This is a genomic window from Salinisphaera sp. S4-8, assembly GCF_040361235.1.
In the GTDB taxonomy this organism is placed as follows: domain Bacteria; phylum Pseudomonadota; class Gammaproteobacteria; order Nevskiales; family Salinisphaeraceae; genus Salinisphaera.
Genome location: NZ_APNF01000002.1, coordinates 485,156 through 511,495, shown reverse-complemented (window position 1 = coordinate 511,495; position 26,340 = coordinate 485,156). Strand labels below are relative to the sequence as shown.

The following is a 26,340-nucleotide window of genomic DNA, read 5'->3' as shown; positions in this document are numbered from 1 at the left end:
TTATCCGACAGTCGCGGCGTGTTTCGGCACCACGGTCTGACGACACGCGCGATCCGCTACTGGCCCAGGTGTTTTTAAGTCAATCTGTGAAATCGGCGTAATCTGCGGATTGTCGTCCAGGCAACGACGCGCGGCGCTCGTGCAGGGCCAGTTTTCGGCAGCGTCCTCCATTCGCGTTTATTAGCGTTCATTCGCGGACTGTTTTTAATACAAAATCCGCGGATGACGCAGATTGTTTGATCGGGGCTGTGTGCTGCGGTGCCCTGGTGTATTTACTTGGCGGATAACGACAAGGTCGCGCGCGGTTGGGCGTCCTCGTCGCGATCGATCACCGGGTCGGCGAGGGTGAAGCGCTGGGGCAGGACATCGCGTGCGGCCAGATAATCGCGTACCGCTTTTCCACGGCGGCGCGCCAGTGCATGCAGCGCATCTTCGTTGTCGCTATCGATGGTGGCGCTGCCGAACAGCGACATGGCCTTGGCGTCGGCCGGCGTGGCATGGCCCTGGATGGTCAGCCTCAAGCCCGGCTTTTCGGTCATCTTCTGGGCAATCTTGCCAAGATAGGGCCGGTCGTCGGGACGGATATAGTCGCGATTGGGCACGAACACCACCGGTTGCGACACCAGCGACCGGCCGATGCTCAGCAAGGCGTTCTTGGCCTTGTTGAGTAGCCCCACCGGCGAGTAGTCGCTCATGATCGCGGTGCGCAGGCCGGCGAGCACGGCTTCGCGGACCAGGTTGCGAATCGAGAAGTAGGGGTTGGTGACGTCGCCGAGAATTGCGGTTTGAAAGTGGATGGTATCGCTTTGACCGCGCACCAGTGCCAGCGCGGTATCCATGGAAATACCCAGCACGATCTCGGTTTCTTCGCCGGGTGTCTCGATCAGCCGAAAATTCGACAACGTCGTATCCAGAATACCGTCGAGCTGGCCGTTGGTGGCGGACAGATTGAGTGTGCCATCGGCCACGCCGTTGGCGATGCGCCGGCCCATCGCGGCATTGAGATAACCGGACAGCGGCGTCAGCGCGAGCGAACGCAGCCAGGCATCGATATCCATTTCCAGCCCGCCGGTGGCCAGCGGCGCAATCTTGCCGCGGCTGTCGAGATGGCCATATTCGCCCACATCCAGCGCCAGCCGGTAGCTGGCATCCTGATCGGGATGGCCGGTATCCAGCCCGTCGAGATTGAACTCCAGTTCCGAACCGCGTAGCGATACGTTCGGCGTGACCGCGACATCGTTGAACACGATCTGCGAACCGGTCAGCGATAGATGGTCGATCGCGTAGCGGGTGCCGGGGCCGGGCTCGGCGTCGGTTGTGGCGTTGTCGGCCGCGTCATCGTCCGGGCCGGCGAAATATTGCGCCATCACGCCCATGCCGTTGGCATCACGGCGAACATGAATATTGGCGCCGTCAATGTCCATATTGCCGACCTGGTAATAGGCCAGATCGGACAGGCGAAAACCACGCACCGTGGTGGATACGGCCTGTAGCACGGCTGCGCTGGTATCGGTATCGCCGAGTACGCGTACGCCCTTGCTGCTGAGGCTGTCGAAGGCGATATCGTCGATACCGTCGATGACGAGACGGTGCACTTCGGTATCGCGCAGCGCCAGCCAGGGCGCATCGAGTGCCGTGTTCTGGGCGCGGAAATTCTGGCTGGCCATATCGCCGTCCATGGCGAGCCTGAGCGCGCCGCGGGCCGGTTGTTCGCTGTACGCGCCGTTGAACACGATGCGGTCGGTCGTTAGTGCCAGCGGTTGTCCGGGTAGCTCGAGCCGTGCGTCGTTGCCGATCACGCGCCCCCGTGCCCGCCGTGCGAATAGCGTGGCGATATCGAATACCGTGCTGCCACGCCAACTCACATCGTTGGCTTCGAACAGCGCTGATTCAGGCACATCGAACGTCAGCCGAGTCGCGTCGAGCTTGCCATCGCTTTGTATACGGGTGGCCGCGCCGGTGTCGATATCGATCGCGCCCTGCCAGTCGAGCTTGGCCAGCACCATGTCCAGCGCGCCGGGCGAGGCCAGGGCCAGGCGATCGCTTTTTAGACGCCCGTCGGTGTCGATATCGTCGAGCCCGGCGAAGGTGATTTTGCCCTGCCAGTTCACGGCGGCGGTGTCGGCGTGCAGGCTGTCGCTATCGATCGTCAGCGCGCCGCTGTCCAGCCGGCCATCGCCGTGGATATGCGTACTTTGGGCCAGCCGCGTATCGATGGGGCCCTGCCAGCTCAGCCGCGGGCTCTTTACCGTGGTGCCGGCACTGACAAGGGTCGGCTTTTCGGCATCGATACGGCCGCTGAGCTTCAGTTCGCTGGTGTTCGGGGCGAACGCGCTGTCGAGTGTGCCTTTCCAATCGAGCCCGGCCGTGCGTAGCGCGGTCGCGCCGCTTTTGAGTGCTGGCTTGTCAGCCCGGTAGGCGCCGTCGAGTGCCAGCTGGGTAGCCTTGGCCAGCGTGAGTGTGGTCTTGCCCTGCCAATGGGCCTTGGGTTGTTCGAGCTGAAAGCTGTGGCCGTTGTCGAGGGTGAAACCATCGACATCGATAGCGCCATTGCTCGTGATCGTGGCCGGTTGCCCCTGCGCGCGAAACAGCTGCATGTCGATCTTGCCCTGCCAGCTCAGTCCGCCGCTGCGCAGGCGAGGCCCGTTGTTGAGTGCCAGCACCGATTGATGGCCGTGGGCCTTGCCATCCATGGAGACCGCGAGTGCGCTCGCCGAGTCGTATTCGAAATCGATCTGCTGATCGCTGTCGACCAGGCCTGTGAGTTCGCGCAACCCGCCGGCCGAGGCCAGCGGCGCGATCAGTTCCAGCGCGAACCGTTCGGTCACCAGTTCGAAATGACCGCTGATGCGATCGCCGAAAGGTGTCACGCGGCCACTGAGGCGGATACGGCTGTCGCCGACGCTGACATCGGCGTCCATGGGCACGTCGTTGTTCTGCTGCCAGCTGACCACATCGCGGGCGTTGGAATCGTTGAGCACGAGTTCCCGATCAATGGCGCGCTGCTGGCCGTTGGCGGGCTGGCTGTAGTGCACGCGCAGCCCGCGCAGCACGACGTGTTGCAGGGCGATACCCCAGTTAAGCGACGTGGCCTGGCTATCGCTCGTGCCGATCGGATAACCGCCCACGCGCAACGTATTGTCACGGTCGCGATGGATATCGAACGCGCCGTTTTCGATCGCCAGGTGTTCGAGCACCACCCGCTTGGACAACAACGGCGCGTACGCCAGCGACAGCGCCAGTCGGCCGATGGCGATCTGTTCGCCTTCGGCGGCGCTGGCCTGAATATCGTCATAGACCACGGTGCCAGTCACGATATTGACATCGACATCGCCGATCGTGGCCTGCATGCCGGCCTGCTCGAGATAGTGCAGCGTCAGCCCGCGTACAACGATTGAAGGCAGCCACAGCGCGGCAGCCGCAAGCAGCACGGCGAACACGCACAGCGCGACAAGAGCGCCTTTTGTGCGCCGTGAAAATTTCATTGCGTTACGAGATTGGCCACCGGGGTTTCAAACTTTATCATCGAGGCTTCGTTTCCCGACACACGTTCGCTATGAAAACTGCATTTATCGGCCTCGGCGGCATGGGCTACGGCATGGCCGCCAACCTCCAGGCCGCGGGCCTGCTGACCGCGGTCTATAACCGCACGGCCGAAAAAGCCGACGCCTTCGCCCAGGAATACGGCGTCGACGCCGTCAGCAAGCCCGCCGAAACGGCCGCGCACGCCCAGGCGATTGTCATGTGTGTGAGTGCCGACGACGACGTGCTCGCCATGATCGATGCGCTGGTACCGGAACTGGGCGAAGATCATGTCGTCATCGACTGCTCGACGGTGGCCAGCGATACGGCCCGCGAAGCGGCCCGCCGTGTGGCCGAAAAAGGGGCTGCATTCGTCGATGCGCCGGTTTCCGGCGGCACGGAAGGCGCCAAGAACGGCACGCTCTCGATCATGGTCGGCGCGGATGAGTCGGTTTTCGAGCGCGTCAAGCCCGTGCTCGACGCCATGGGCAAGAGCATTACCCATATGGGCGAGGTCGGCACCGGCCAGGCGACCAAGGCGGTCAACCAGATTCTGTGTGCGGGTATCAATCAGGCCGTATGCGAAGGCATGCGTTTTGCCGCCGCACTCGATCTGCCGCTGGATAAGGTCGTCGACGTGGTCGGCTCCGGCGCGGCCGGTAACTGGTTCGTCAACCACCGCGGCAAGACCATGGTCAAGGATATCTTCGACCCGGGTTTCAAGATGAAGCACCACCACAAGGATCTCGGCATCTGCCTGCACATGGCCGAGCTCAACGGTGGCAAACTGCCGCTGTCTGCGCAGACGCGGGCCGAGTACGAACAGCTCATCGAACAGGGTTACGGCGACGAAGACATCTCTGCGCTCTACCGCGCCCGCCGCGATCTGTTCGACCGCTGATCTTGGCCGCGGCATCAGAACGTTTTCGAAAGGTTCTTTGAAGACAATCCGCAGATTACGCAGATTGCGCAGATTTTTATCGAGTCGGCATTGACGCGATAGCGACGTGCAGCCGATAGGCGTGGCTTGCCGTCTTAAATCTGTGAAATCGGCGTAATTTGCGGATCGCTCCGAGGACGAAGCCCAGAGAGCCGCGATGGCAGGGTTAGTCCGCAAATAAATGCAAATAGGGCAGGGCGTGGGCCATGGCAGCACTACGCGACGTGATCGCCGGTTAGCATCCAGAAATCGGCTTTCATTCGCGTTTATTTGCGTTCATTCGCGGACAATTTTTTTCGCTAACGACGACCCAGAAGGTCGCGGCCGAAAAAAAGGCCGGCGATGATTGCCGGCCTTGTTAAGAGCGAGCGGGGCGACGCCGGTATCAGTTGGCGCTCTTGCCCTGGGCGTCGGTGCCTTCGATCTTGGCGCTCGGTGCGGCCTGCTGGATGACGCGTTCGATTTCGTCGACGCGTTCGGCGGCGACATCGACCATGATCAGAACCTGGCCGTCATCGAGGGCTTTTTCATAGGTTTCGATCTGTTCGTTGTCGTGACGAATACCGATCATGCTCGAGGCCCAGGCGCCAAACCCGGCACCGACGACACCGGTGGCCGCGACCAGCCCGCCACCGATAGCCAGCCCGGCCGGCGGAAAGGCCATGGCGGCCAGGCCGGCGACCACGCCCGTCACGCCGCCGGCAGCGGCGCCGCGTTCGGCCGAACCGACCAGGTCTGACGTTTCCGATACATCGGCCTGGGGCAGATCGCTGGTCTGCACGCTATCGCGGGCGACGACCGACATATCGTCTTCGGATACATCGTTTTGCTTGAGTTTGTCGACCACCGCGTGGGCGGTATCGATATTCGGTACGAGGAAATAAAGACGACGCGACATGATTATCCTGTGTATCTGGCTATGAATATAAGACCGTGGCCCAGCCGACGGGTTCCTTGATCGACTAGTTCAGGGCCGCGCGTGCGCGTTGGGCCGCGGCGCGAACCTGGGCCGGTGCGGTGCCGCCGATATGATCACGTGCGGCGACCGAGCCTTCCAGCGTGAGCACTTCGTAGACGTCTTCGCCGATCGCCTCGGAAAAACCGCGCAACGTGGCCAGGTCGAGTTCGGCCAGATCGCATCCGGCCTGAATGGCGTATTGCACGCTCTTACCCACGATTTCATGGGCATCGCGAAACGCCACACCTTGACGTACGAGATAGTCGGCCAGATCGGTTGCAGTGGAAAAACCCTTGCGCGCGGCTTCGCGGCAGACATCGGCATGAACCACCACATGCGGCATCATGTCGGCATACAGCGCGACGCTGTTCATGACCGTATCCACTACGTCGAAGATCGGTTCCTTGTCTTCCTGGTTGTCGCGGTTGTAGGCCAGCGGCTGGCCTTTCATGAGCGTGAGCAGGCTCACCAGATGTCCATTCACACGGGCGGTCTTACCGCGTACGAGCTCGGCCACGTCCGGATTTTTCTTCTGCGGCATGATCGAGGAGCCGGTGCAGTAGCGATCCGGCAGGTCGACGAAGCCGAAGGCGGGGCTCATCCAGAGAATCAACTCTTCGGAATGACGCGACAGATGGGTCATGACAAGCGCCGCGGCCGAGACGAACTCGATCGCGAAGTCGCGATCGGACACCGCGTCCAGCGAGTTGTCGATCACGCTGTCAAAGCCCAGTTCCGCGGCGACCATCTCGCGGTCGATCGGAAAGGTCGTGCCTGCCAGGGCGGCCGCGCCCAGCGGCAGGCGATTCACCCGTTTGCGGATATCGCGCAGGCGTTCGGTGTCGCGCGCGAGCATGGCCTGCCAGGCGAGCATATGGTGGCCGAAGGTCACCGGCTGGGCGACCTGCATATGGGTGAAACCGGGCATGATGGTATCGGCTTCGCGCTCGGCGACGTCGATGAGCGCGCCGCGCAGGCGTTCGAGCTCGCCGATAAGCGCATCGATGGCATCGCGCAGCCACAGGCGGATATCTGTGGCGATCTGGTCGTTGCGGCTGCGCCCGGTGTGCAGCTTCTTGCCGAGCGCGCCGATATCGGCGGTCAGACGCGCTTCGATATTCATGTGCACGTCTTCCAGCGCCGGGTCCCATTCGAAATCGCCCGCGGCGATACGCGCGCCGATGGCCTTCAGGCCGGCTTCGATTTCGCTGAACTCGGCGTCGGTGAGTACGCCGACTTTCGCGAGCATGCGGGCATGGGCTACCGAGCCGCGAATATCGTGGGCCGCCAGACGGGCATCGAAGGATACGGATTCGGTAAACGCGGCAACACGGGCGTCGGGGCTTTCCGAAAAGCGGCCGCCCCAGGTCTGATGGCCGGCGTTGTGGCGGGTGTGTTGGGTCATGCGCTGTGCTCGCTGCTGCATCGAGTGGTGCGGCGCAATGCGCCGCTTCTGGCGCGCGAGTATAGCAACGCGATCGCTGCATCCCATGCGTTGCAGGCGGTTCGGCCTATTGATCGGAGTAAAGCGCGCATTTGCAGCCGCGGCTTTTCGCGCCGATAAAAGACCTGTTGTTTTTCTGCCGGGTTGGGCAATGCGAATGAGGCCAGGGACGGTGAGCGATGATTCGGCATAAGCTTTGCTGATGTCGAACGCCCGCGAACCTGTCGAATTTCTGCCGGATTTCTGTACCGGTGCGCGGGTGCTGCGCGTGCTGGTGGTCTGCGAGGCGGTGGCGGTCGTGCTCGCACTGGGCGGCTCGCTCACCGATGAGCTACCACGCCGGTTTCTGTTGCTGTCGATCTATCTGCAATGGATCGGCGTGTGCAGCGCGGCTGCGCTGTGCCTGATCAAGCGCTATGCCAGTGGCATGTCGGCGCGCGGCATGGCGCTCTTGGCCTATCTGGTGTTGTTGCTGGTTACGCTCTCGATTACCGAAATCACCTTCGTGGCGGGGCGTTATTCGGGTTTTGCCCTGTTGCTCGAAGACGCGTCGCACGACGGCTTTCTGGCTCGCAGCGTAGGCATCTGTGCGGTCGTGTCTGCGCTGGCGCTGCGTTATTTCTGGCTGCGTTCGGCCTGGCAGAACCATGCCCAGGCCGAGGTGCGGGCCAGGCTGGAGGCGTTGCAGGCGCGTATCGAGCCCCATTTTCTGTTCAACAGTCTCAATAGCGTGGCAGCGCTGATCGCGGTTCGTCCGGACGATGCCGAAACCGCGCTGGAGGATCTCGCCGTGCTGCTGCGCGCGCGGCTTTCCGAACAGGGGCCGGCGGAGGTGGCGCTGGACGAGGAAATGACGCTGGTGGATGCCTATGTGGGGATCGAGTCGCTGCGCCTGGGCGATCGCCTGCGTCTGGATATCGATATCGCCGCCGACGCGCGGCGTTGCCGACTGCCGGCCTTGTCGCTGCAGCCGCTGGTCGAAAACGCCATTGGCCACGGTGTGGCGCGCCTGCCTACCGGCGGTACGGTCACCATCAGTGCGAATCGCAAGGGCAACACGCTGGTCGTGCAGGTGTCGAACCCGCTCGCCGGCGACGCCGCCAGCGTGCCCGGCAACCGCCAGGCGCTGGCCAATATTCGCAATCGGCTGGCTTTGCGCTACGGTGATGCAGCGGTACTGCGCGTTGACGAACAGGCCGATCGCTTTACAGTCGTCATGGTCGTACCGCAGATCGGTTGAACCCAGAGGACGCGAATCAGGCGCGATGACAGGACGTAGATGCGAATCGTGATCGTCGACGACGAGCCGCTGGCGCGGGAACGCCTGCGCCGCATGATCGAGGCCTTTCCCGGGTACGATGTGGTCGGGGAAGCCGGTGACGGCGCCAGCGCGCTGACCTGTGTCGACCAGACCAGTGCCGATACCGTCTTGCTGGACGTGCACATGCCCGGCATGGATGGCCTGCAGGTCGCCCGCGAACTCGCCGATGCCGACGTGCCGCCGGCGGTGATCTTCGTGACCGCGCACAGCGAGCATGCATTGTCGGCGCACAACAACCATGCGGCCGGCTACCTGCTCAAACCGGTACGCCGCGACGATCTGGCTGCCGCACTGGCGCGGGCGCGCCGGCCCAGTCGTGCACAGGTTGCCGCCCTCGGCGACGTGGTCACCGGCCATGGCCCGGCCTATATCAGCGCACGCACCCGCGACGGCATCGAACGCGTGGCCGCAAGCGATATTCTGTATTTCTGGGCCGACCAGAAATACACCACCGTCTATCATATGCAGGGCGAATTGCTCATCGAGCAGTCGCTGCTCGCACTCGAACAGACGCTGGGCGATGCCTTCATGCGCGTGCACCGCAAGGCGCTGGTGGCCAAGCGCCATATCACCGGCCTGCGGCTGGACGGCGAACAGAGCGCAACGCTGACCCTGCGCCACGTGTCCGAGCCGGTGCCGGTCAGCCGACGCCGCCTGGCCGAGGTACGCGCGCTCGTCGAGCAGCAGTAGAATCCGCGCCGGTTCATCGATTTTCATTGCGCCGCGGTCCGGCGTACTTCAACAAGGCTTTCGTTCATGTCCAAAACCCTGCGTATCGCCACCCGCCAGTCCCAGCTTGCGATGTGGCAGGCCGAACACGTACAGGTGCGCCTACAGACCGCGCTGCCCGATATCGACGTCGTGTTGCTGCCCATTCGTACCGAGGGTGATCGCGTACTCGATCGGCCGCTGGCCGAGATCGGCGGCAAGGGTTTGTTTCTGAAAGAACTCGAAGCCGCGATCGCGAACGGCGAGGCAGATATGGCGGTGCATTCGATGAAGGACGTACCCGCCGAACTGCCGCCGGGCTTCGCGCTGCCGACCGTGCTCGCGCCGGGCAGCCCGCTGGATGCGTTCGTGTCCAATCATTACGACACGCTCGAATCCTTGCCCGACGGGGCGCGCGTGGGCACCTCCAGCCTGCGCCGCGCGGCCATGATCAAGCATCTGCGCCCGGATCTGGAAATCCTGAGCCTGCGCGGCAATGTACAAACGCGTCTGGCCAAGCTCGACCGCGGCGATTTCGATGCCATCGTGCTTGCCTGTGCGGGTCTAGAACGCCTCGAACTGGCCTCGCGTATCGCCAGCGAACTGACCGTGGAGCAAAGCCTGCCGGCGATCGGCCAGGGCGTGCTGGGTATCGAGATCCGGGCCGACGACGATGAAACCGCCGCCCATATCGCCGCCCTGGACGACGAATACACGCATATCCGGATCGATGCCGAGCGCGCGGTCAACGCACGTCTCGAGGGCAGCTGTCATCTGCCCATCGCCGCCCACGCGGTTCATGACGGCCAGACGCTGCGCCTGCGCGCCTGTGTCGGCAAGCCTGATGGCAGTGTCATGGTGCGCGACGAAATCAGCGGCCCGACCGGCGAAGCGGCAGAACTGGGTCACCGGCTGGCCGAGCGGCTGCTGGCCGCTGGCGCGGACAAGATTCTCGCTGATCTGGGATGAATGCGCCGCTGGCCGGGCAAACGATCTGGCTGACCCGCGCCGCGCATCAAAGCGCGGATTGGGCACGCCAACTCGAGCAGGCCGGTGCGACGGTGATCGTCGAGCCACTGCTGGCGATCGAAACCACGCCCGAGCGCGCCGCTGCCCGGCAGGCGCTGGCCCGCGCGCGTAGCGCTGATCGGTTGCTGGCCACCAGCACCAATGCTGTTGATGCGGCCTGGCAAATCATGCCGGACTTCGATCCGGCCGGGCGGCTCTATGGCGTGGGCGCGGCGAGCGCGGATGCGCTGGAAGCCGCGGCCGGGCGGGCCGTACACCGCCCGCAGGGTGCGTTCACCAGCGAAGCGTTGCTCGCGATGGACACGCTGACCGATGTGGCCGGGCTGGATATTGCCATTCTGTCCGGCGAGGGCGGGCGCAGTCTGCTGGTCGATACGTTGAGCGAACGCGGCGCACGGGTTGAAAAGATCGCGCTTTATCGCCGGCTTTGGTTGACTCCGGAGCGCGAGCGGCTCGAAGAGATCGCCGCGCGGGCGGATACCGCGATCGTGACCAGTGGTGAAGCGTTGTCGCATCTGGCGGATATCGCCAGTACACCGCAAAACGTGGCTTTGCGGGCCGCCTTGCAACGCTGTCGGTTGGTGGCGCCAAGCGCGCGTGTGGTAAAACAGGCCGATCAACGCCTGTACTGGCAGCATGCACCGCTGATTGTTGAGAACATCAGCGGCGAGGCCATCGTGGCCGCGCTTGCGCGGCTGTCGACGGGCGACCGACAATAGCAGCCATCGCTACGGGCTATCGGCTACCGGGGGAATCCGCGACCACATGAGTGAAGAAAAGCGTAACGACGCCCCTTCGAACAAGGGCGCTGACCAGGACAACAGCGCGGCGAGCGCGTCGAAACCGGCCAGTACCACGAGCGGCGCGGCGAAATCGGCCGGCGGTCAAGCGGCCGACAAGTCCCGTTCCGGGCAGGACAGCGCCGGCAAAGCCAGCACGAAGCAGAGCGCGTCGGGCGCAAAAGCCTCGGGTACGGCCAAGTCCGGCACGACCTCGGGTTCGTCGTCGAATACGCCGACCCACACCGGCACGCCCAAGTCCGGCACTGCATCGCCGAGCGCAGCCGGCGCCGGTACGACCGGTACGACCAAGAGCTCGGCCAGTACGTCGACACCGAAGGCCGCCGCGGCCGGCTCGGCGACGCCCAACCGGCCGACCGCGGCCGGTTCCGGTAGCGGTGGCGCCAGCAAGCCGCCCATCGTCGCCATCGTCGCGGTGGTGATCGCGGTAATCGCCTTGGCCATATCCGGCTGGCTGCTCTATCGTGGCGAACAGCGTCTGGCCTCGGCGGACTCGCGTCTGGATACGGTCGAAAAGAGCGTGCAATCCAGCGTGCAGGACATCGTCATGCCCAAGCTGTCGCGCTTCGATTCGCGACTGCAGTCGCTGAATTCGGATCTCGACGATCTGGGTTCGCGCCTCGATCGGCGTGGCCAGACGATCTCCGAGCTGCAGGAGTCGCTGCAAACGACCCAGACTCAGCTGGCGGAGCTCTCCGATGCGCGCAATGACGGCGCCAACCGGCTGCAACTCGATCAGATCGAATCGCTGCTGCGCGTTGCCAATCAGCGTGTCCAGCTCTATGACGACCCGCAGGGCGCAGCCCGTGCGCTGGAAATGGCCAGCGATGCCATCGCGCGCAAGAACGATCCGCGTTTGTTCGATATTCGCGGCGAAATCGCCAACGAGATCGCCGCGCTGCAGGCGCTGCCGTCGCCGGATATCGAAGGGCTGTCGTTACAGCTGGCCGCGCTGATCGAACAGGTGCCCAACCTGCCGCTGGCCTCGAGCGTGCCCGGCGAATACGAAAACCAGGAACAGGCGTCGCAGGACGCGGATAGCGACGAGGGCATGAGCTTCGACGAATTCCAGTCGCAGTTCAGCCAGGGCTGGGATCATTTCAAGAACTCGGTTGGCGATGCGCTGTCCGGCATGCTCACCATTCGCCGTTCGGATGGTACGCAGCGCGCGTTGCTGCCGCCGGATCAGGCGTTCTTCCTGAATCAGAATCTGCAGCTGGAACTGCGCAGTGCCCGGTTAGCCCTGCTCGAACGCGATACCCAGAACTATCGCGAGAGTCTGGCCACTGCCCGCGAATGGCTTGCCGACTACTACGATACCGACGCTGCGCCCGTGTCGAACATGCGCGAGCGGCTCGATCAGATGAGCAACGTCAAGCTCGACTGGGATACACCGGATATTTCTCGCAGCCTGGTACTGCTCGAGCAACTCAAGTCGCGTCGCGGCGGCGCCGGCTCGGGCGATAGCAGCGCCGGTAGCGCCGGTGGCGAAAGCGATAACGCAGGTACCGGTCAGGCGACCGGCCAGGAAGGTGCCTGATGCGCCGTACGCTGCTGGCTTTCTGCCTATTCCTGATTCTCGGCATTGTCATTGCGCTGGTCTTTCGCGATCAGCATGGCTATCTGCTGCTGTCCTTCGGCGGCTGGGAAGTCGAAACCTCGCTGCTGTTCGCGGTGGCCGCGCTGGTCGTGGTGCTGGCGATTGCGATCGGTCTCTACAAACTCGTGGTGGCCGGCGTGCTGCTGCCGCGCTCGTTGCGCAACCGGCTGGCCAAACGCCGCGAACGCAAGGCGCGGCATTCGCTTTATGACGGTATGCAGCTGTTGCTGGAGGGGCGCTGGGCGCGTGCCCAGACCGAGCTCAGCCGTCTGGCCGATAGCCACGAAGCACCCGGGCTGAATTATCTGCTCGCCGCACGCGCGGCCCAGTTCCAGGGCCATGTATCCGATCGCGATCGGTTTCTCGAGCTGGCTGCCTCGCGCAAGGGCGCGAGCGAGCTAGCGGTATTACTCACCCAGGCCCAGCTGCAGATCCAGCAGGGCCAGAGTGCTGAAGCCATGGCCAGCCTCGCCCGGCTGTATCAGATGGAACCGACCCATCCGCAGGTCCTGCAGCTGTATGCAGCGCAGTCGGCGAGCGTGGGCGACTACAAGCAGCTGCGCGCGTTGGTGCCGGCGCTGTACAAATACGGCGAGATGCCTACCGAGAATATCGATCGGTTGGCCGTGGATGCCTGGAACGACGATCTGGCCCACAACCAGCAGAAAGATGCCATTGCCCTGACCACGGCCTGGAAGCGCGTGCCCAAGCGCCTGCGTTCGCGCCCGAGCATGGTCGAGCGCTATGCCAAGCTGCTCAAGCAGGCCGGCGCCGACGAACAGGCCGCCGATGTGGTGCGCGAAACGCTCAAGCAGGAATGGAGCGCGTCGCTGGTGTTGCTGTTTGGCGACCTGGAATGTGCCGATCGTACGGCCCAGCTGGCCACGGTCGAAAACTGGCTCAAGCAGTACGGCGAAGAGCCCGAACTGTTGCTGGTGGCTGGCCGCCTGTGCCTGCGCAATCGGCTTTGGGGACGGGCCCGCAGCTATTTCGAAGCCAGCCAGAAGAACCAGTCGCGCCCGGATGCGTTGCTCGAGCTGGGCCGGCTGTTCGAGGAAATCAACGAAAAGGAAGAAGCGCGCTCGGCCTATCGCCGAGGCCTGGAATTGCGCGACGATGCATAGCCTGATCGTGGGCTGTGGCGACACCGGCGTGCGGGTTGCCGCACGCGCGGTCGCCGCAGGCGATTCGGTCACCGGCGTGGTGCGCAGTTCCGCCAGCGCGGCGCGGGTACGCGGGGTTGGCGCGACCGCGCGGGTGCTCGATCTCGATACCGATACGCTCGATCTGGGCGCCTGCGACCGGCTGTTCTATTTTGCGCCGCCGCAACGCGAAGGCGCGTCCGATACACGCATGGCCCGCGTGCTCGCCGCACTGGACTCGACGCCGGCCTATACCGTCTATATCAGCACCAGCGGCGTGTACGGCGATTGCGGCGGCGACTGGGTGGATGAAACACGCCCGGTGAATGCCGAAAGCGAGCGTGCCAAACGACGTGTCGACGCCGAACGCCAGATCCTGGCATTCGCGCGCGAGGCGCGCATACTGCGCGCGCCCGGCATCTACGGGCCAAACCGGCTGCCGATCGAGCGGCTACGTGACGCCACGCCGATTCTCGATGACGCCGACGGTGGCTGGAGCAACCGGATTCATATCGACGATCTCGCCGCCATCGCCTGGCTGGCCGGTAGCCAGAGCTTGTCGCATAACGTCTATAACGCCAGCGATGGCCATCCGACGGGGCTGGGCGTGTATTACGACACCCTCGCGCATATGCTCGATGTCGAGCCGCCGCCCCGTATTTCCTGGGCCGAGGCCGAGCAGCGTTTTTCGGCGATGCGTCTATCGTTTCTGCGCGAGTCGCGGCGGTTGAGCAACCAGCGCCTGCGCGAGGACAGCGGCTATGAATTCGCGTTCGCGGATTTTCACGATGGGCTGGCTGCCAGTCTCAAGGCCGAGCCGCCGCTGGACTGATAACCCGGCGCCCAAACAGCGGACGAGGTGCGCGGTTTTCGACGCCGTCGAGAAATTTAGCACCGGCTTGATCATCTACGAAGCCCGGCACGCGGCATGAACATCAATCAGGCCGCCTGGCCTTAGAACGATCTGTCTTCGCGTTTACTCGCGGCCAACCCGCCTGCTCGAGAGACACCAAACGAATGTCACGCAGGATCAAGGTAAACGTGCCCGGCGGGCGCCGCCGGCGCGGCGCGCCAGGTTCACGCTACGGGCTACGTTTCTCAAAGCCGTGTCCGCAGATCGACGCCGATTCACGCAGATCAAAAGCGGGCCCCGCACAAACCCGACGTCGCCAGGCCCTGTCCAGATCTGTGACGATCTGTGTCGATCTGCGGAAAGTGATTGTCGTGTTACCGATGAGTGCGCTGAGCAGCACGCGGCGTGAACATCAATCAGGCCACCTGGCCTTCGAGTGATCTGTCTTCGCGCCTTATTCGCGAGGCTTCGCGTTCACTGGCGGCCAACCTGCCTGCTCGAGAGACACCAAACGAATGTCACGCAGGATCAAGGTAAACGTGCCCGGCGGGCGCCGCCGAGCCGGCGCGCCGGTTCACGCTACGGGCTACGTTTCTCAAAGCCGTGTCCGCAGATCGACGCCGATTCACACATATCAAAAGCGGCCCCGCACAAACCCGACATCGCCAGCCCCCTGCCCAGATCTGTGTTGATCTGGGTCGATCTGCGGAAAGTGATTGTCGTGTTACCTATCTGTCTGCGTAATCAAGAACGCCGAGGCCTGGCCACTATTTATGTGCATGTCGTGGCAACCAGTGGCTGCGACGCGCCTGTGTTCAAAGGTGTGCGTTCAACCCGAAAAATCCATCTATTTTGTGCCGGGTTGATCAGCCGGCGCGGGCTCAGCCGCCGGCGCCGATACGCGGCACGATCAGATCGTTGCGGTCCAGTCCGTCGGCAAAGCGTGAAATTACCGTATCCAGGCAGTTTGCGCCGGTCAGCGCGAAAACCACATCACCGCTGAGGTTTTCGATCATGGCAGCGTTGTAGAGATAACTGGGGGTGCCGCCGCGACAGTTGCCGATGCGGTCTTCGGAGAGCGTGAGTCGGTATTTAGCCTGGCGGGCCAGGCTGTCGTAGGCACGGCTACGTTCGAGTGCCGCCGCGTCGTAAGACATCAGCGCCCAGCCGCGTTCGCGCAGGCTCGCGCGCAGACGCTCGACCAGCACGCCGTCGTCACCGGGCACGGCAACCGCGCGCGCCGCGCCGTTGTCTGCCGGGGGCAATGGCGCGCCGGCACAGGCACTGAGCATGCCGTAGAGCATAATCGCCAGAGCGAGCGACGGAATCTTGCGTAGCGTCATCGTGTTCTGCACAGACCAGGGCACTACAGGATACCCGCTGGCTGCCAGCAGGCGTACCTGTTTCATGGCATCGACCGGCGTGTCGACGGCGCCAGCCGTGCCTTCGAGAGACTTGTTCGAGCCCGCCACGGGGTTTGCTGAGCCGGGCTGCTCGCACCGCTGCAAGCGTCGTCCGAACGGCATTGGCGTGCCCAACGAGTTGATGCAATGGCCGCGACCGTGCTTTCTTGGTTGAGCCGAGGCAAAGCACAAATCTCGACGGGGACTTCGTAGTGAACGAATCGTGGCCGCTTCGAATGTATGCCGTGTGGGTAGGGCCGGCGGCGCGGAATACCTGCGTGCGCCGCGATTCTGGCGCCTGGGCATTCGCATATAGCCGTGGTGGCCCACCTTGAAATCGGCGTTATTCAACTTTGCGCTGTTGGCACTGAGTTTCGCGCTGTTGGTTGGCGTCGGCGGTTATTTTTATGCCCAGTCGCAGATACGCTACGAGCAGCAGGGCAGCCTGGAACAGGCGCGTTATGCAGCGGAAGTGGCCGCACAGGCGTTACGCGAGCGTTTGCGGGTGGCGGCCGAGGATATTGTCTTTCTCAAGAACCTGACCCTGGCCAGCGGTGTGCTGCAGCAGCCCTCGGTAGCCAACCGCGCGCGCCTGGCCGATCATTTCGGCGATTACATGCGCGCGCATCGCAGTATCGCGCAGCTACGCTGGATCGACCGCCACGGCAGCGAGCGGCTACGCGTCGACTACGAACAGGGGCGGATCGCGGTACGCGCGCGCGAGCTGTTGCAAGACAAAAGCGAGCGCCCTTACGTGCGCTCTGGCCTGGCAATGGCGGATGGCGAGATTTATGTATCGCCATTGAATCTGAATATCGAAGAAGGCCAGCTCGAGCTACCCCACAAGCCGGTCATCCGTTTTGCCACACCGCTGTTCGACGCGAGTGGTCGCCGACGCGGGCTGGTAGTCGCCAATGTGCTCGGACGCGAGTGGCTGGATGCGTTTGCCCTGGCGGCGGGCGAGTTTTCCGACCAGCTGATGCTGCTCAACCGCGACGGCTACTGGTTGCACAGCCCCGAGCGCGCTGATGAATGGGGTTTCGAATTGTCCTCGAATCGGCGTTTCGGCAAACGCTACCCTGATATCTGGCAGGTGATTCAAAGCGGTCCGGCCGGTAGTCGCCTGATCGACGACCGGCTGTGGATATGGACCCGGATCGATCCGCTCGCCCCGGTGCGTGCGAGTATTCAAAACGACGCGCAGGCGCCGGGCGTGCATAGCGAACAGCCCTATATGTGGTATGTCGCGATCCAGATTGCGCGGGACGAAGTCGCGATGATCGGCGCCCGGGTATGGCGTTCGCTCGTACCGGTCATTGTGATTGTGCTATTGGTGACCTGGGGCCTGAGCGCTTGGATCGCACGGTCGCAGTTGCGTATCGGGCGCCTTAACCGGGCGTTGGCCGCGCGGGCTGATGCCGCCGAGGCCGGGGCGCGTGCCAAGGCCGATTTCGTGGCCAACATGAGCCACGAAATTCGTACGCCGATGAATGCGGTCTCCAGTCTGATCTATCTGCTCGCCCAGGAGCGCCTGAGCGATTACGCCCGCCAGCTGTTGCGCAAGATGGACGCCGCCAGCCGGTCACTCGTGCGAATCATCGATGACATCCTCGATTTCTCCAAGATCGAGGCCGACCGTCTCGTACTGGAAAACAAGGCCTTCAATCTTGCGGATGTGCTCGACAATCTGGCGACCATCATGGCGGCCAACGCACAGGATCGGGATATCGAGCTGGTAATCATCCCGCCGCCTGCGCCGATCGATCGACTGATCGGCGATCCCTTGCGTCTGGAACAGGTGCTGATCAACCTGGCCGGCAACGCCATCAAGTTCACCGAACATGGTCATGTGGCTGTGTCGGTCAGTATTCTGGATCTCGAACGCGAACGTGTGTCCCTGCGATTCGCGGTCCGTGATACCGGTATCGGTATTCCGCCGAATCAGCGCCAACGTATTTTCGAACAGTTCGCCCAGGCGGATTCTTCAACCTCGCGGCGCTATGGCGGCACCGGCCTGGGGCTGACGATCTGCAAACGGTTGGTCGCCATGATGGGCGGCGAAATGGGCTTGTCGAGTACCCCCGGGGCAGGCAGCGAGTTCTGGTTCACCCTCGATTTCGAACGCGAAGGCGAGCACGTGCAGGGATGTCGCGACCTGACCGATATCGAAGTGGCCGTGGCCGACGATAACGCTGTCGCACGGGCCGGCCTGCGCAATACCGTACAGGCCCTCGGCTGGGAGGCGACCGCTGTGGTCGACGGCCCGGCTCTGGTCGAATATGCGCGTAAGCAGCGCTCGGCCAGGAACCGTCCGCTGGTGCTCATGCTGGACTGGGATATGCCTGGTGGCGACATCATCGAAATCGTCACCGAGATCCATGCGATCGACCCCGGCAACATGGAACCGGTGATCGTGATGGGCAGCCAGGCCGCGCGCCAGGAGGTGGCCGAACGTTTGCGGGTGCAACGCGAGGCGAACATCGTCGGACCGTTGATTCAGAAACCGGTCACCTCGTCGACGCTCTACGATGCGGTGACCGAAGTATTGCGCGATCGCCACGGAGCGATGCCGGTCGCGCGTGACACCGGCGATCGACTCAAGGGTGTTCGAATTCTCGTAGCCGACGATAACGACATCAACCGCGAGTTCCTGGCCCGTGTGTTCACCCACGAAGGCGCCGAAGTGGTGCTGGTCGCCGATGGCCAGGAAGCCGTGGACTGGATGCATGCCTATCACGACGAAGTCGATATCGTGCTCATGGATCTGCAGATGCCGGGTGTCGATGGGTATCAGGCCTGCCGGGCCATTCGCGCCATGCCAACCTGCGCCGATGTGCCGATCGTGGCTTCCAGTGCCGGCATGCAGTCTGGCAAATATGACGACGCCCGCGCGGCCGGCATGACCGATGTTTTGCCCAAGCCCTTCGATGCCCAGAAGGCGGTGGATGTGATCGATCGCTGTGTAGGGCACGCGCGCCCGGCACATGCCATGGAAGCCGCCACCGAGCGGCCCGACCCCGGCCCGGATGCTCAACGCAGGCAACCCGTCGTCGCCTTCGAGCGTGCGCTCGCGATATGGGAAGACGAAGCGATCTACCAGCGTTATCTGCGCCGGTTCATACGCAAGTACGCACAAAGCGTACCGGTTATGCGTGAGATGGCTCCCGGCGCCGCGCCGACCATGGCCCATACCCTGGCTGGCGCGGCCGCCAATCTCGGGCTCGAAGAGGTTCAGGAATGCGCCTGTCGGCTGGAAGTTGCCCTGGTCGCACAGCGCGATACGGAACCCACATTCGATGCGCTCGAAGCGGCGCTGTCGCGCGCCAACGCCTGGATCGCCCGCTATGCGTTCGTAGCGGCCCCTGCGCCGCAGGCCGGACAAGGTGCGGGTGATTACGTCATAATCGAGCAGGCATTACGAGGTTTGCTCGTCGGCTTTGACGATAACGACCCTGCCGCGGTCGAGCCGTGGCTCAAGACGCTGGGCGCGCATGTGCCGCCACAGGCGCTGGTCGAGATCGATACGGCCTTGGAGAACTTCGATTTTGCTGCCGGAAAGCGCGCCACGCGCGCGTTGGCAGCGACGCTGGATATCGAATTGGGGGAGGCGCCATGACAGCAAGACGAATTCTCGTGGTCGACGACGAACCGGAGACACTCGCTGCGATGCGCCAGATACTCGGTGGGGAGCACGCCCTGATATTCGCGACCAGCGGTCAGGAGGCCCTCGACGTGTGCAAGCGGCAGCGATTGAAAATGGTGCTGCTGGATATCCGTATGCCGGATATCGACGGCTACGAGGTGTGCGCCCAGCTCAAGGAGAACGAGGCGACCCGCGATATCCCGGTCATCTTCGTGACCCATATGACCGATATCGGTAACGAAACGGCCGGTTTCGCCGCGGGTGCGGTCGACTACATCACCAAGCCGCTGGTACCGGCGATCGTACGCGCGCGGGTGCGCACCCATTTGTCGCTGGTTCACGCCAGCCAGGTGGATCGCGCCTATCGCGAGACGCTTTACATGTTCGGCAACGCGGGCCATTACCACGATGCCGATACCGGCTTGCATATCTGGCGAATGGCGGCTTATACCTCGGCGCTGGCGAGAGCCAGCGGCTGGGACGACGAAGACGCCACTCAGCTTGAGCTCGCGGCGACATTGCACGATATCGGCAAGATCGGCATACCCGATGCGATACTGCGCAAGCCCGGCCGTCTGGATGAGCGCGAATGGGCGGTCATGAAAACGCATTCGCGAATCGGTTACGGCATTCTCGAGCACGGCTCCGGGCCGATGTTTCGCATGGCCGCCGAAATCGCGCTATACCACCATGAAAAATGGGATGGCACGGGTTATCCGGAGGGGGTGTCGGGCACCGATATCCCCGAATCGGCACGCTTGACCGCGGTCGCCGATGTTTTCGATGCGCTGACCATGATACGGCCCTACAAACCCGCGTGGCCGATCGACAAGGCGGTCAAGACCATGCAGGCCAGCGCCGGCAGTCATTTCGAGCCGCGCCTGATCGAACACTTCATGGATATTCTGCCCATCATTCGCGAGATCAAGCACGAATGCGATCAACGCGACGAAGCCGATCGAAACGCGCGTCAGGCTGGCTCGCCCCGTCCCATGGCATAGCGCAGATCTTCGACGATGACATAGAAGCAGGGCACCAGCACCAGCGTGATCGCGGTGGCGAAGAGAATGCCGAAGCCCAGCGAGATCGCCATCGGGATCATGAAACGCGCCTGCAGCGAGGTTTCGAAAATCATCGGCGCCAGCCCCCCGAAGGTGGTGAGCGTGGTCAGCAGAATGGGGCGAAAACGCCGCACTGCGGCCAGGCGCACCGCATCGGCCGGGCGCTCGCCCTGATTGCGCAGGGTATTGGCATAGTGGATAAGAACGAGTGAGTCGTTGACCACCACGCCGGCCAGCGCCAGTACGCCCATGAGGCTGATCACCGACAACGAGTAGCCCATGATCTCGTGACCGAGAATCGCACCCACCACGGCAAACGGAATCGCGATCATCACGATCAGGGGCTGGATATAACTGGCAAAGGGAATCGCCAGCAGCATGTAGATACCCGCCATCGAAAAGACAAAGCCCACGAACAGGGCATGCACTGAATTCGCCGTGTCTTCCTGACGCCCTGAATAGCCGTAGGTCAGGCCGGGATAATCTTTTGCCAGCTGTGGCAGCGTCTGGGCGTTAAGGGTCTGGGTAATACGACTGGTGGCATCGAAGGGGGTTACGTTGGCACTGACTTCGATACTGCGCCGGCCGTCGCGACGCGTGATCTGGGTAAACGCGCGGGTGTAGTCGATATCGGCGATCTGCGCCAGCGGCACGTAGGTATTATCGGGCGTGCGAATGAGCAGATTGCGTACTGCCGCCGCACTGTCGCGCTCCGCCTCGGGCAATGTCACCAGGATCTTGACTTCGTTGCGCCCCTGCAGCTGACGTAGGGCTTCGGCACCGTAAAAGGCCGCGCGGACCTGGGCGCCGACGCTGGCATTGGTCAGCCCGAGCGAGCGCCCCGCCTCGTTGAGGGTGAAGCTGATCTGGTTCTTGCCCTCGGCTACGCCGTCGTCGATATCGGTAGTACCGGCGAACTCGCCCAGCCGCGTGGCCAGGGCTTCGGCCGCGCGGTCGAGGGTATCGGTATCCCGATGCGACAGTTCCACGGTGATCGCCTTGCCGGCCCCGGGCCCGCCGGCATCGGACTGGAACTGGGCCGACTGCAGTCCGGCCACATCGCCCAGCTGTTCGCGCCAGGCGGTAATGAAGGCGGCCGTGCTGATCGGGCGTACATCCGCGGGTTGCAGATACACGCGCATTTCGATGACGTTTTCCTGGATGGTGGCGAATACGCCCGTGGCCAGATCATCGCCGCCGTTATTGTCGATGACATGCTGGGCGGCGGCTTGCAGGCGATCGCGTGTGGCCTGCACCCGATCCATGGGGCTGCCATAGGGCAGGGTGAGCGTGGCCTGGGCGCGATCGGATTCCACCTTGGGCATTAGCGCAAAGCCCATGCGTCCGGAAAAAGCCCAGGCGAGCACGATCAGCAGCACCGCCACGCCCAGCGCCGAGGTGAGATAGCGATGCACTACCAGCCTCGACGCAAACGGCGCGTAATAATCGCTTACGAACCGCGAAAAACCGCGTGAAAACCCCTGCTGGCGGGCGTGAATCGCGGCCGACAGGCGGTTGCGCTGGCGCGTTCGGCCATGGGCCAGATGCGCGGGCATGATGAACAGCGCCTCGACCCAGGACACCAGGAATACGGTGATCACGACCATCGGGATCACCCCGAACAGCTTGCCGAGAAAACCCGGGACCAGCAGTAGCGGCAGAAACGCCACCACGTTGGTAAGAATGGAAAACGAGATCGGCATGGCCACATCGCGCGCGCCGGCGATGGCTGCCTGCATCACGCTCGCCCCGCGCTCGCGCTGTTCGTAGATGTTTTCGCCGGCCACGATGGCATCGTCGACGACGATGCCCAGGGCGATGATAAAGGCGAACATCGAGATCATGTTGATGGTTACGCCCATCAACGGCAGGAACAAAAAGGCCCCGAGAAAGGCCGTGGGAATGCCCATGGTCACCCAGAACGCCAGCCGCACTTCCAGAAACAGGCTGAGTACGACCAGCACGAGCACCAGGCCCATGAACGCGTTCTTGAGCAGCAGTTCGAGGCGCTGCTGATAGATTTCCGAGCTGTCGCCGTTGATCGCGTAGTGCAGCGCGGGCGGCAAATCGTTTTCCAGCTCGGCCATCACCTTGCGTGTGGCCTCGGACACCGAAATCGGCGTCTGCTTGCCCACGCGAAACACTTCGATACCGATCGAGCGCGCGCCGTCGTAGGTGGCTTCGGTCTTGCTGTCTTCGAAGCCGCTTTCCACGTGCGCGACATCGCCCAGCCGCACCACCGTGCCATCGGCGGTGGTCACCAGCGGTATGCGTTCGAACTCGCGGGCGGTATCGCGCCGGCCCTTGAGGCGCAGCAATACTTCGCCGGCGGCGGTATCCGCGCTGCCGCCGGCGACATCCACTGCCGAGGCGGCCACGGTATCGGCGACCTCGCCCAGGGTCAGATCGAAGCTACGCAGCCGCTGCTGCGAGATGGCGATACGCAACACGTAGTCGCGTGCGCCTTCGAGTTCGACCTGGGTAATATCCGGCGACTGCAACAGCCGGTCGCGTACTTCCTCAGCATAGGCACGCAGGGCGTTTTCGCTGACATCGCCGTAGAGCTGTACATCGAGCACATCGCGTTGATGATCGGATAGCGAAATCACCGGTTTTTCGGCATCGTCGGGAAAGGTGGTGACCTGGCTGATCGCCTGCTGGACATCCTGGAATACGGCCTGACCGTCAGCCGATTCCGACAACTCCAAGGTGACCGTGGCACTGCCCTCCGAGGCCACCGCGGTCATTTCGTCGATGCCGGAGACATCGCGTACCTTCTCCTCGATGGCCAGCACGATGTTCTGTTCCACCTGTTCCGGCGTGGCGCCGGGATAGGCGACCGAGACGGTGACCATGTCGAGGCTGAACTCGGGAAAGACTTCCTGCTTGATGAGCGTGGTCATCAGCAGGCCGCCGGCCAGCAGCACGAGCATGAGCAGGTTCGGGGTGACCCGATTGGCCACCATCCAGGCGATCGGGCCGCGGCGCGGGGTGTCGCTCACGAACGGGGCTCCGTCGTCTTAGCCAATGTCTGTGAGCCGTCACCGAGATCAGCCGGCGGCCCGCTCAGGCGCAGGCCGAGTTTGCCCGTGTCGTCGATCGTGTCGCCGGCCATGGCCGGCTTATCGGTTGCGTTGCCGGCCTTGGACGGGGCGTCGCTGCTGGGGGATTCCACCCGTACCGGCATGCCCTGAATGGGCGCGGTCAGTTCGCTGCTGATCACGGCCTCGCCCGGCGCGAGCCCGGCCGAAACCACCGTCTGGTTGGCATCCCGATAGATGATATTCACGCTGCGAATATCCAGGTGGTCGTTTTCGTCCATCACCCAGACGTTGTTGTCTTCGTGCACGAAGGCCGAGTCGATAAGCACACTGTCGGCCGGCAGACGCGCTTCCAGGGCGGCGCGGACATAGGCGCCGATAAGCAGCTGCGTATCCGCGGGCGTGTTGTCGCCCAGCGGATCGGGCACCTGCAGCAACACCCGCGCCATGCGGCCCGAGGTTTCCAGTGCCGGCTGGATACGCAGCACCTCGGCGGGCAGAAAGGCATCGGCGCCCCAGCCGTCCGGATAGTAGATCTGAGCCGGGGTGCCAGCGCGCTGGGCGTCGGCGGCATGAATGAAACGCAGTTGATCGACCGGCATGGAGACATCGACCCAGTAGGTGTCGGTCGCCGCCAGCGTGGCCAGCGTATCGCTGGTGGTGACCACATCGCCAAGCGAGGCGCTGCGTTCGGTCACGATGCCGGCAAAGGGCGCGCGGATCTTCGTGCGTTCGAGATCGAGCCGGGCCTGTTCGACCGCGGTGCGCGCGGCCTCGACATCGGCCTGGGCCTGTTCGAGCTGCGGGCCGCGCAGGGCCAGATCGCGTTCGTCGGCGCTGACCTCGCTGCCTACGAGCGCCAGTTCGCGCTTGGCCACCGCCTGCTGGCCCTGTTCGACACGCAGCGCGGCACGGGCATTGGCCAGATCGGTACGGGCGCTGGCCAGCGCCAGCTCGTAGTCGGTGGGATCGATACGAGCGAGCACGTCGGATTGTTCGAAGCGGGTGCCGGGCGCGAGCTTGTCGGTCAGGGCCACGATCTGGCCCGAGACACGCGGGCGCAGGGTAGTGGAATCCGCAGCCTCGACCGTGCCATTGGCCGAGAAATCCAGCGTGGCCGGTGCGGCTTCCGCAGGCGTGACCGTGACCAGCCGTGCCTGACGCTCGCGCGGTTTGCCCTTGGGCGCGCTGGGCGCACTGCCGAGTATGGCGAACGCGATGATTACCCCTGCGACGAGCACCAGCGCGGGCAGGGCGATCCAGAGCAGCCGCGGGATACGGCTTTTCGAGGCGGGTGTGTTCATGGACGATCTTCGTCGGCGGCGGCGCGTAGCGGGACGTCCGGGGTATCGATGCCGGCATCGGGCAGACTGTCGATATCGCCGGCGAGCGCGCGATAGAGATTGATACGGTAGTCGAGCAACTGTCGGCGGCCGGCCAGATAATCCACCTGCAGGTTCTGGCGCGTGAGCAGGGCATCGAGTACATCGAGATAGTCGGTTGCCCCGCGCAGATAGCGCAGGCGCAGGTTGGCCACGCTTTCGCGCGACAGACGCAGCTGTTCATCCAGGCGTTCGAGATAGCGCTTCTGGCGGTATTCGTTGGCCAGCGCATCCTCGGTCTCCTGCAAGGCCTCGAGCAGGCTTTGCTGATAGTCGGCCACTTCTTCGGCGACGACCGCCTCGCTGCGATCGACCTCGGCCGCTCGCGATCCGGCATCGAAGATCGGCTGGGTGAGATTGGCGGCCAGCTGCGTGATCCAGTTGGAAAACAGATCGCCCGAGTCGTTGCTGCTGGACAGACTGGCCGACAACGACAGCTGCGGGGAGCGGTCGGCCACGGCCACCGCGACCCGCCGATCGGCGGCGGCGAGCGCATAGAACGGCTGGCGTACATCCGGCCGGCGCATGAGCGCGGTCGCCGGCACGCCGGTATCCGGCAACGCGGGCAGGGCGATCAGCTCGCCCTGCGGCGGCTGAAAGTGCTCCGGGGCGACGCCCACCAGCGTGGCCAGCGCGTGTTCGACTACCGCCGCGCTGGCCCGGGTCTGTTCGAGCTGGCCGCGCACCGATTCCACCGCCTGGCGCTGGCGCAGCACATCCGCGGCCTGGGCCTGGCCATGCGTGAATGAATAAGTGGTCAGATCGAGCACATCGCGATTGGTCTGGATCTGGTCTTCGAGCAGGGCGATGCGTGCGCGCAGTTCCTGGAGCTGATACCAGTTGCTGGCCAGATCGGCGGTGAGCGTGATCGCGGCCGCCTGATAGTCGGCGGCACTCGCGCGTGCATCGAATACGGCCGCGCTGCGGGCATTGCGCAGCCGGCCCCAGAGATCGAGTTCGTAGGCGGCCGAGAACTGCAACGTTCGGGTATCGCGCCAGTTCGAGCCACCGCTGTCGAGCACGACGCCGTTACTGCCGGCGGTGCTGCCGCTGACCTCGGCGCCGCTATTCGAACGTCGGGTCGCGCTTTGCTCGACGCTGGCGTCGACACTCGGAAACAGATCGGCGTTGGCGCTGGCCAGCGTCGCGCGGGCCTGTTCTACACGCGCATAGGCCGAGGCCAGGGTGAAGTTGTTGGCCAGGGCGCGTTCGGTCAGCGCATTCAGCCCCGGATCGTCGAAGGCCGTCCACCAGCGGCTGGCCACACCGGCCTCACCCTGGGCGCCGAAGCGCGCAGGCAGTTCGAATGCCGGTTGCGCCAGTTGGTCGAGTGGTGTGGTTGCGCAGCCGGCGAACGCCACACACAGGCAGGCAATAGCGGCAAGGCGCATGGGCGATGACCAGATCACGGGAGACTCGGACGCATTCTACCGGCTGTGAAAACGAGCCGGCGATGACGCCGGCGGTAAGGGCAGGCCGAATCCGGCCCGCCC

17 protein-coding genes are annotated in these 26,340 nt (G+C 63.7%); 10 read left to right on the top strand and 7 right to left on the bottom strand.

Features of this window, described 5'->3' with window-relative positions; translation table 11 throughout:
- Nucleotides 1-272: 272 nt before the first annotated feature.
- Nucleotides 273-3,485, bottom strand: a complete 3,213-nt coding sequence (locus tag S4A8_RS04895; protein WP_353219264.1) for a DUF748 domain-containing protein — start codon at nt 3,483-3,485, stop codon at nt 273-275.
- A gap of 71 nt (nt 3,486-3,556) precedes the next feature.
- Here S4A8_RS04895 and S4A8_RS04890 point away from each other — a divergent pair, with 71 nt between their 5' ends.
- Complete coding sequence (locus S4A8_RS04890) at nt 3,557-4,423, top strand: NAD(P)-dependent oxidoreductase (protein ID WP_353219263.1); 867 nt, start codon at nt 3,557-3,559, stop codon at nt 4,421-4,423.
- A gap of 424 nt (nt 4,424-4,847) precedes the next feature.
- Here S4A8_RS04890 and S4A8_RS04885 read toward each other — a convergent pair whose 3' ends face one another.
- Both S4A8_RS04885 and argH read right to left on the bottom strand, forming a co-directional pair.
- A complete protein-coding gene (locus S4A8_RS04885; RefSeq protein WP_353219262.1) occupies nt 4,848-5,360 on the bottom strand; it encodes a DUF1269 domain-containing protein in 513 nt (170 codons plus the stop codon).
- Between the two features lie 64 nt (nt 5,361-5,424).
- On the bottom strand, nt 5,425-6,825 hold the full coding sequence (gene argH, locus S4A8_RS04880; protein ID WP_353219261.1) for an argininosuccinate lyase: 1,401 nt from the start codon (nt 6,823-6,825) through the stop codon (nt 5,425-5,427).
- A gap of 241 nt (nt 6,826-7,066) precedes the next feature.
- Between argH and S4A8_RS04875 the strand changes: the two genes are divergently transcribed.
- The 7 genes from S4A8_RS04875 to S4A8_RS04845 all read left to right on the top strand — a co-directional run bounded on the left by S4A8_RS04875 (nt 7,067) and on the right by S4A8_RS04845 (nt 14,296).
- A complete protein-coding gene (locus S4A8_RS04875; RefSeq protein ID WP_353219260.1) occupies nt 7,067-8,104 on the top strand; it encodes a sensor histidine kinase in 1,038 nt (345 codons plus the stop codon).
- A 39-nt stretch (nt 8,105-8,143) separates the two neighbouring features.
- Nucleotides 8,144-8,875 carry a LytR/AlgR family response regulator transcription factor gene (locus S4A8_RS04870; protein ID WP_353219259.1) on the top strand — a complete coding sequence of 244 codons (732 nt, stop codon included), beginning with the start codon at nt 8,144-8,146 and terminating at the stop codon, nt 8,873-8,875.
- Nucleotides 8,876-8,941: 66 nt separating this feature from the next.
- Nucleotides 8,942-9,862 carry a hydroxymethylbilane synthase gene (gene hemC / locus S4A8_RS04865; protein WP_353179698.1) on the top strand — a complete coding sequence of 307 codons (921 nt, stop codon included), beginning with the start codon at nt 8,942-8,944 and terminating at the stop codon, nt 9,860-9,862.
- Nucleotides 9,859-10,641 (top strand): uroporphyrinogen-III synthase, encoded by a 783-nt coding sequence (locus tag S4A8_RS04860; protein ID WP_353219258.1) that lies wholly within the window; start codon nt 9,859-9,861, stop codon nt 10,639-10,641. The genes hemC and S4A8_RS04860 overlap by 4 nt, the downstream gene beginning before the upstream one ends.
- 46 nt (nt 10,642-10,687) lie before the next feature.
- Nucleotides 10,688-12,262 carry a uroporphyrinogen-III C-methyltransferase gene (locus tag S4A8_RS04855; RefSeq protein ID WP_353219257.1) on the top strand — a complete coding sequence of 525 codons (1,575 nt, stop codon included), beginning with the start codon at nt 10,688-10,690 and terminating at the stop codon, nt 12,260-12,262.
- Nucleotides 12,262-13,446 carry a heme biosynthesis HemY N-terminal domain-containing protein gene (locus tag S4A8_RS04850; RefSeq protein WP_353219256.1) on the top strand — a complete coding sequence of 395 codons (1,185 nt, stop codon included), beginning with the start codon at nt 12,262-12,264 and terminating at the stop codon, nt 13,444-13,446. The genes S4A8_RS04855 and S4A8_RS04850 overlap by 1 nt, the downstream gene beginning before the upstream one ends.
- Nucleotides 13,439-14,296: a Rossmann-fold NAD(P)-binding domain-containing protein gene (locus tag S4A8_RS04845; protein WP_353219255.1), complete on the top strand. Its 858-nt coding sequence runs from the start codon at nt 13,439-13,441 to the stop codon at nt 14,294-14,296. The genes S4A8_RS04850 and S4A8_RS04845 overlap by 8 nt, the downstream gene beginning before the upstream one ends.
- A 902-nt stretch (nt 14,297-15,198) precedes the next feature.
- Here the strand turns inward: S4A8_RS04845 and S4A8_RS04840 are convergent.
- Complete coding sequence (locus S4A8_RS04840; RefSeq protein WP_353219254.1) at nt 15,199-15,726, bottom strand: hypothetical protein; 528 nt, start codon at nt 15,724-15,726, stop codon at nt 15,199-15,201.
- Between the two features lie 355 nt (nt 15,727-16,081).
- On the opposite strand from S4A8_RS04840, the gene S4A8_RS04835 reads away from it, so the two are divergent.
- Complete coding sequence (locus tag S4A8_RS04835; protein WP_353219253.1) at nt 16,082-19,336, top strand: hybrid sensor histidine kinase/response regulator; 3,255 nt, start codon at nt 16,082-16,084, stop codon at nt 19,334-19,336.
- Nucleotides 19,333-20,364 (top strand): response regulator, encoded by a 1,032-nt coding sequence (locus S4A8_RS04830; protein ID WP_353219252.1) that lies wholly within the window; start codon nt 19,333-19,335, stop codon nt 20,362-20,364. Before S4A8_RS04835 ends, S4A8_RS04830 begins: the two co-directional genes overlap by 4 nt.
- Here S4A8_RS04830 and S4A8_RS04825 read toward each other — a convergent pair.
- From S4A8_RS04825 to S4A8_RS04815, 3 genes are read right to left on the bottom strand one after another with little or no spacing between them, the layout of a single operon-like run.
- On the bottom strand, nt 20,334-23,426 hold the full coding sequence (locus tag S4A8_RS04825) for an efflux RND transporter permease subunit (RefSeq protein ID WP_353219251.1): 3,093 nt from the start codon (nt 23,424-23,426) through the stop codon (nt 20,334-20,336). The genes S4A8_RS04830 and S4A8_RS04825 overlap by 31 nt on opposite strands.
- Nucleotides 23,423-24,769, bottom strand: coding sequence for an efflux RND transporter periplasmic adaptor subunit (locus S4A8_RS04820; protein WP_353219250.1), 1,347 nt, complete (start codon nt 24,767-24,769; stop codon nt 23,423-23,425). The genes S4A8_RS04825 and S4A8_RS04820 overlap by 4 nt, the downstream gene beginning before the upstream one ends.
- The gene (locus S4A8_RS04815; RefSeq protein WP_353219249.1) at nt 24,766-26,256 is read right to left on the bottom strand and encodes an efflux transporter outer membrane subunit; all 1,491 of its coding nucleotides are present in this window, start codon (nt 26,254-26,256) and stop codon (nt 24,766-24,768) included. The genes S4A8_RS04820 and S4A8_RS04815 overlap by 4 nt, the downstream gene beginning before the upstream one ends.
- Between the last annotated feature and the right edge of the window lie 84 nt (nt 26,257-26,340).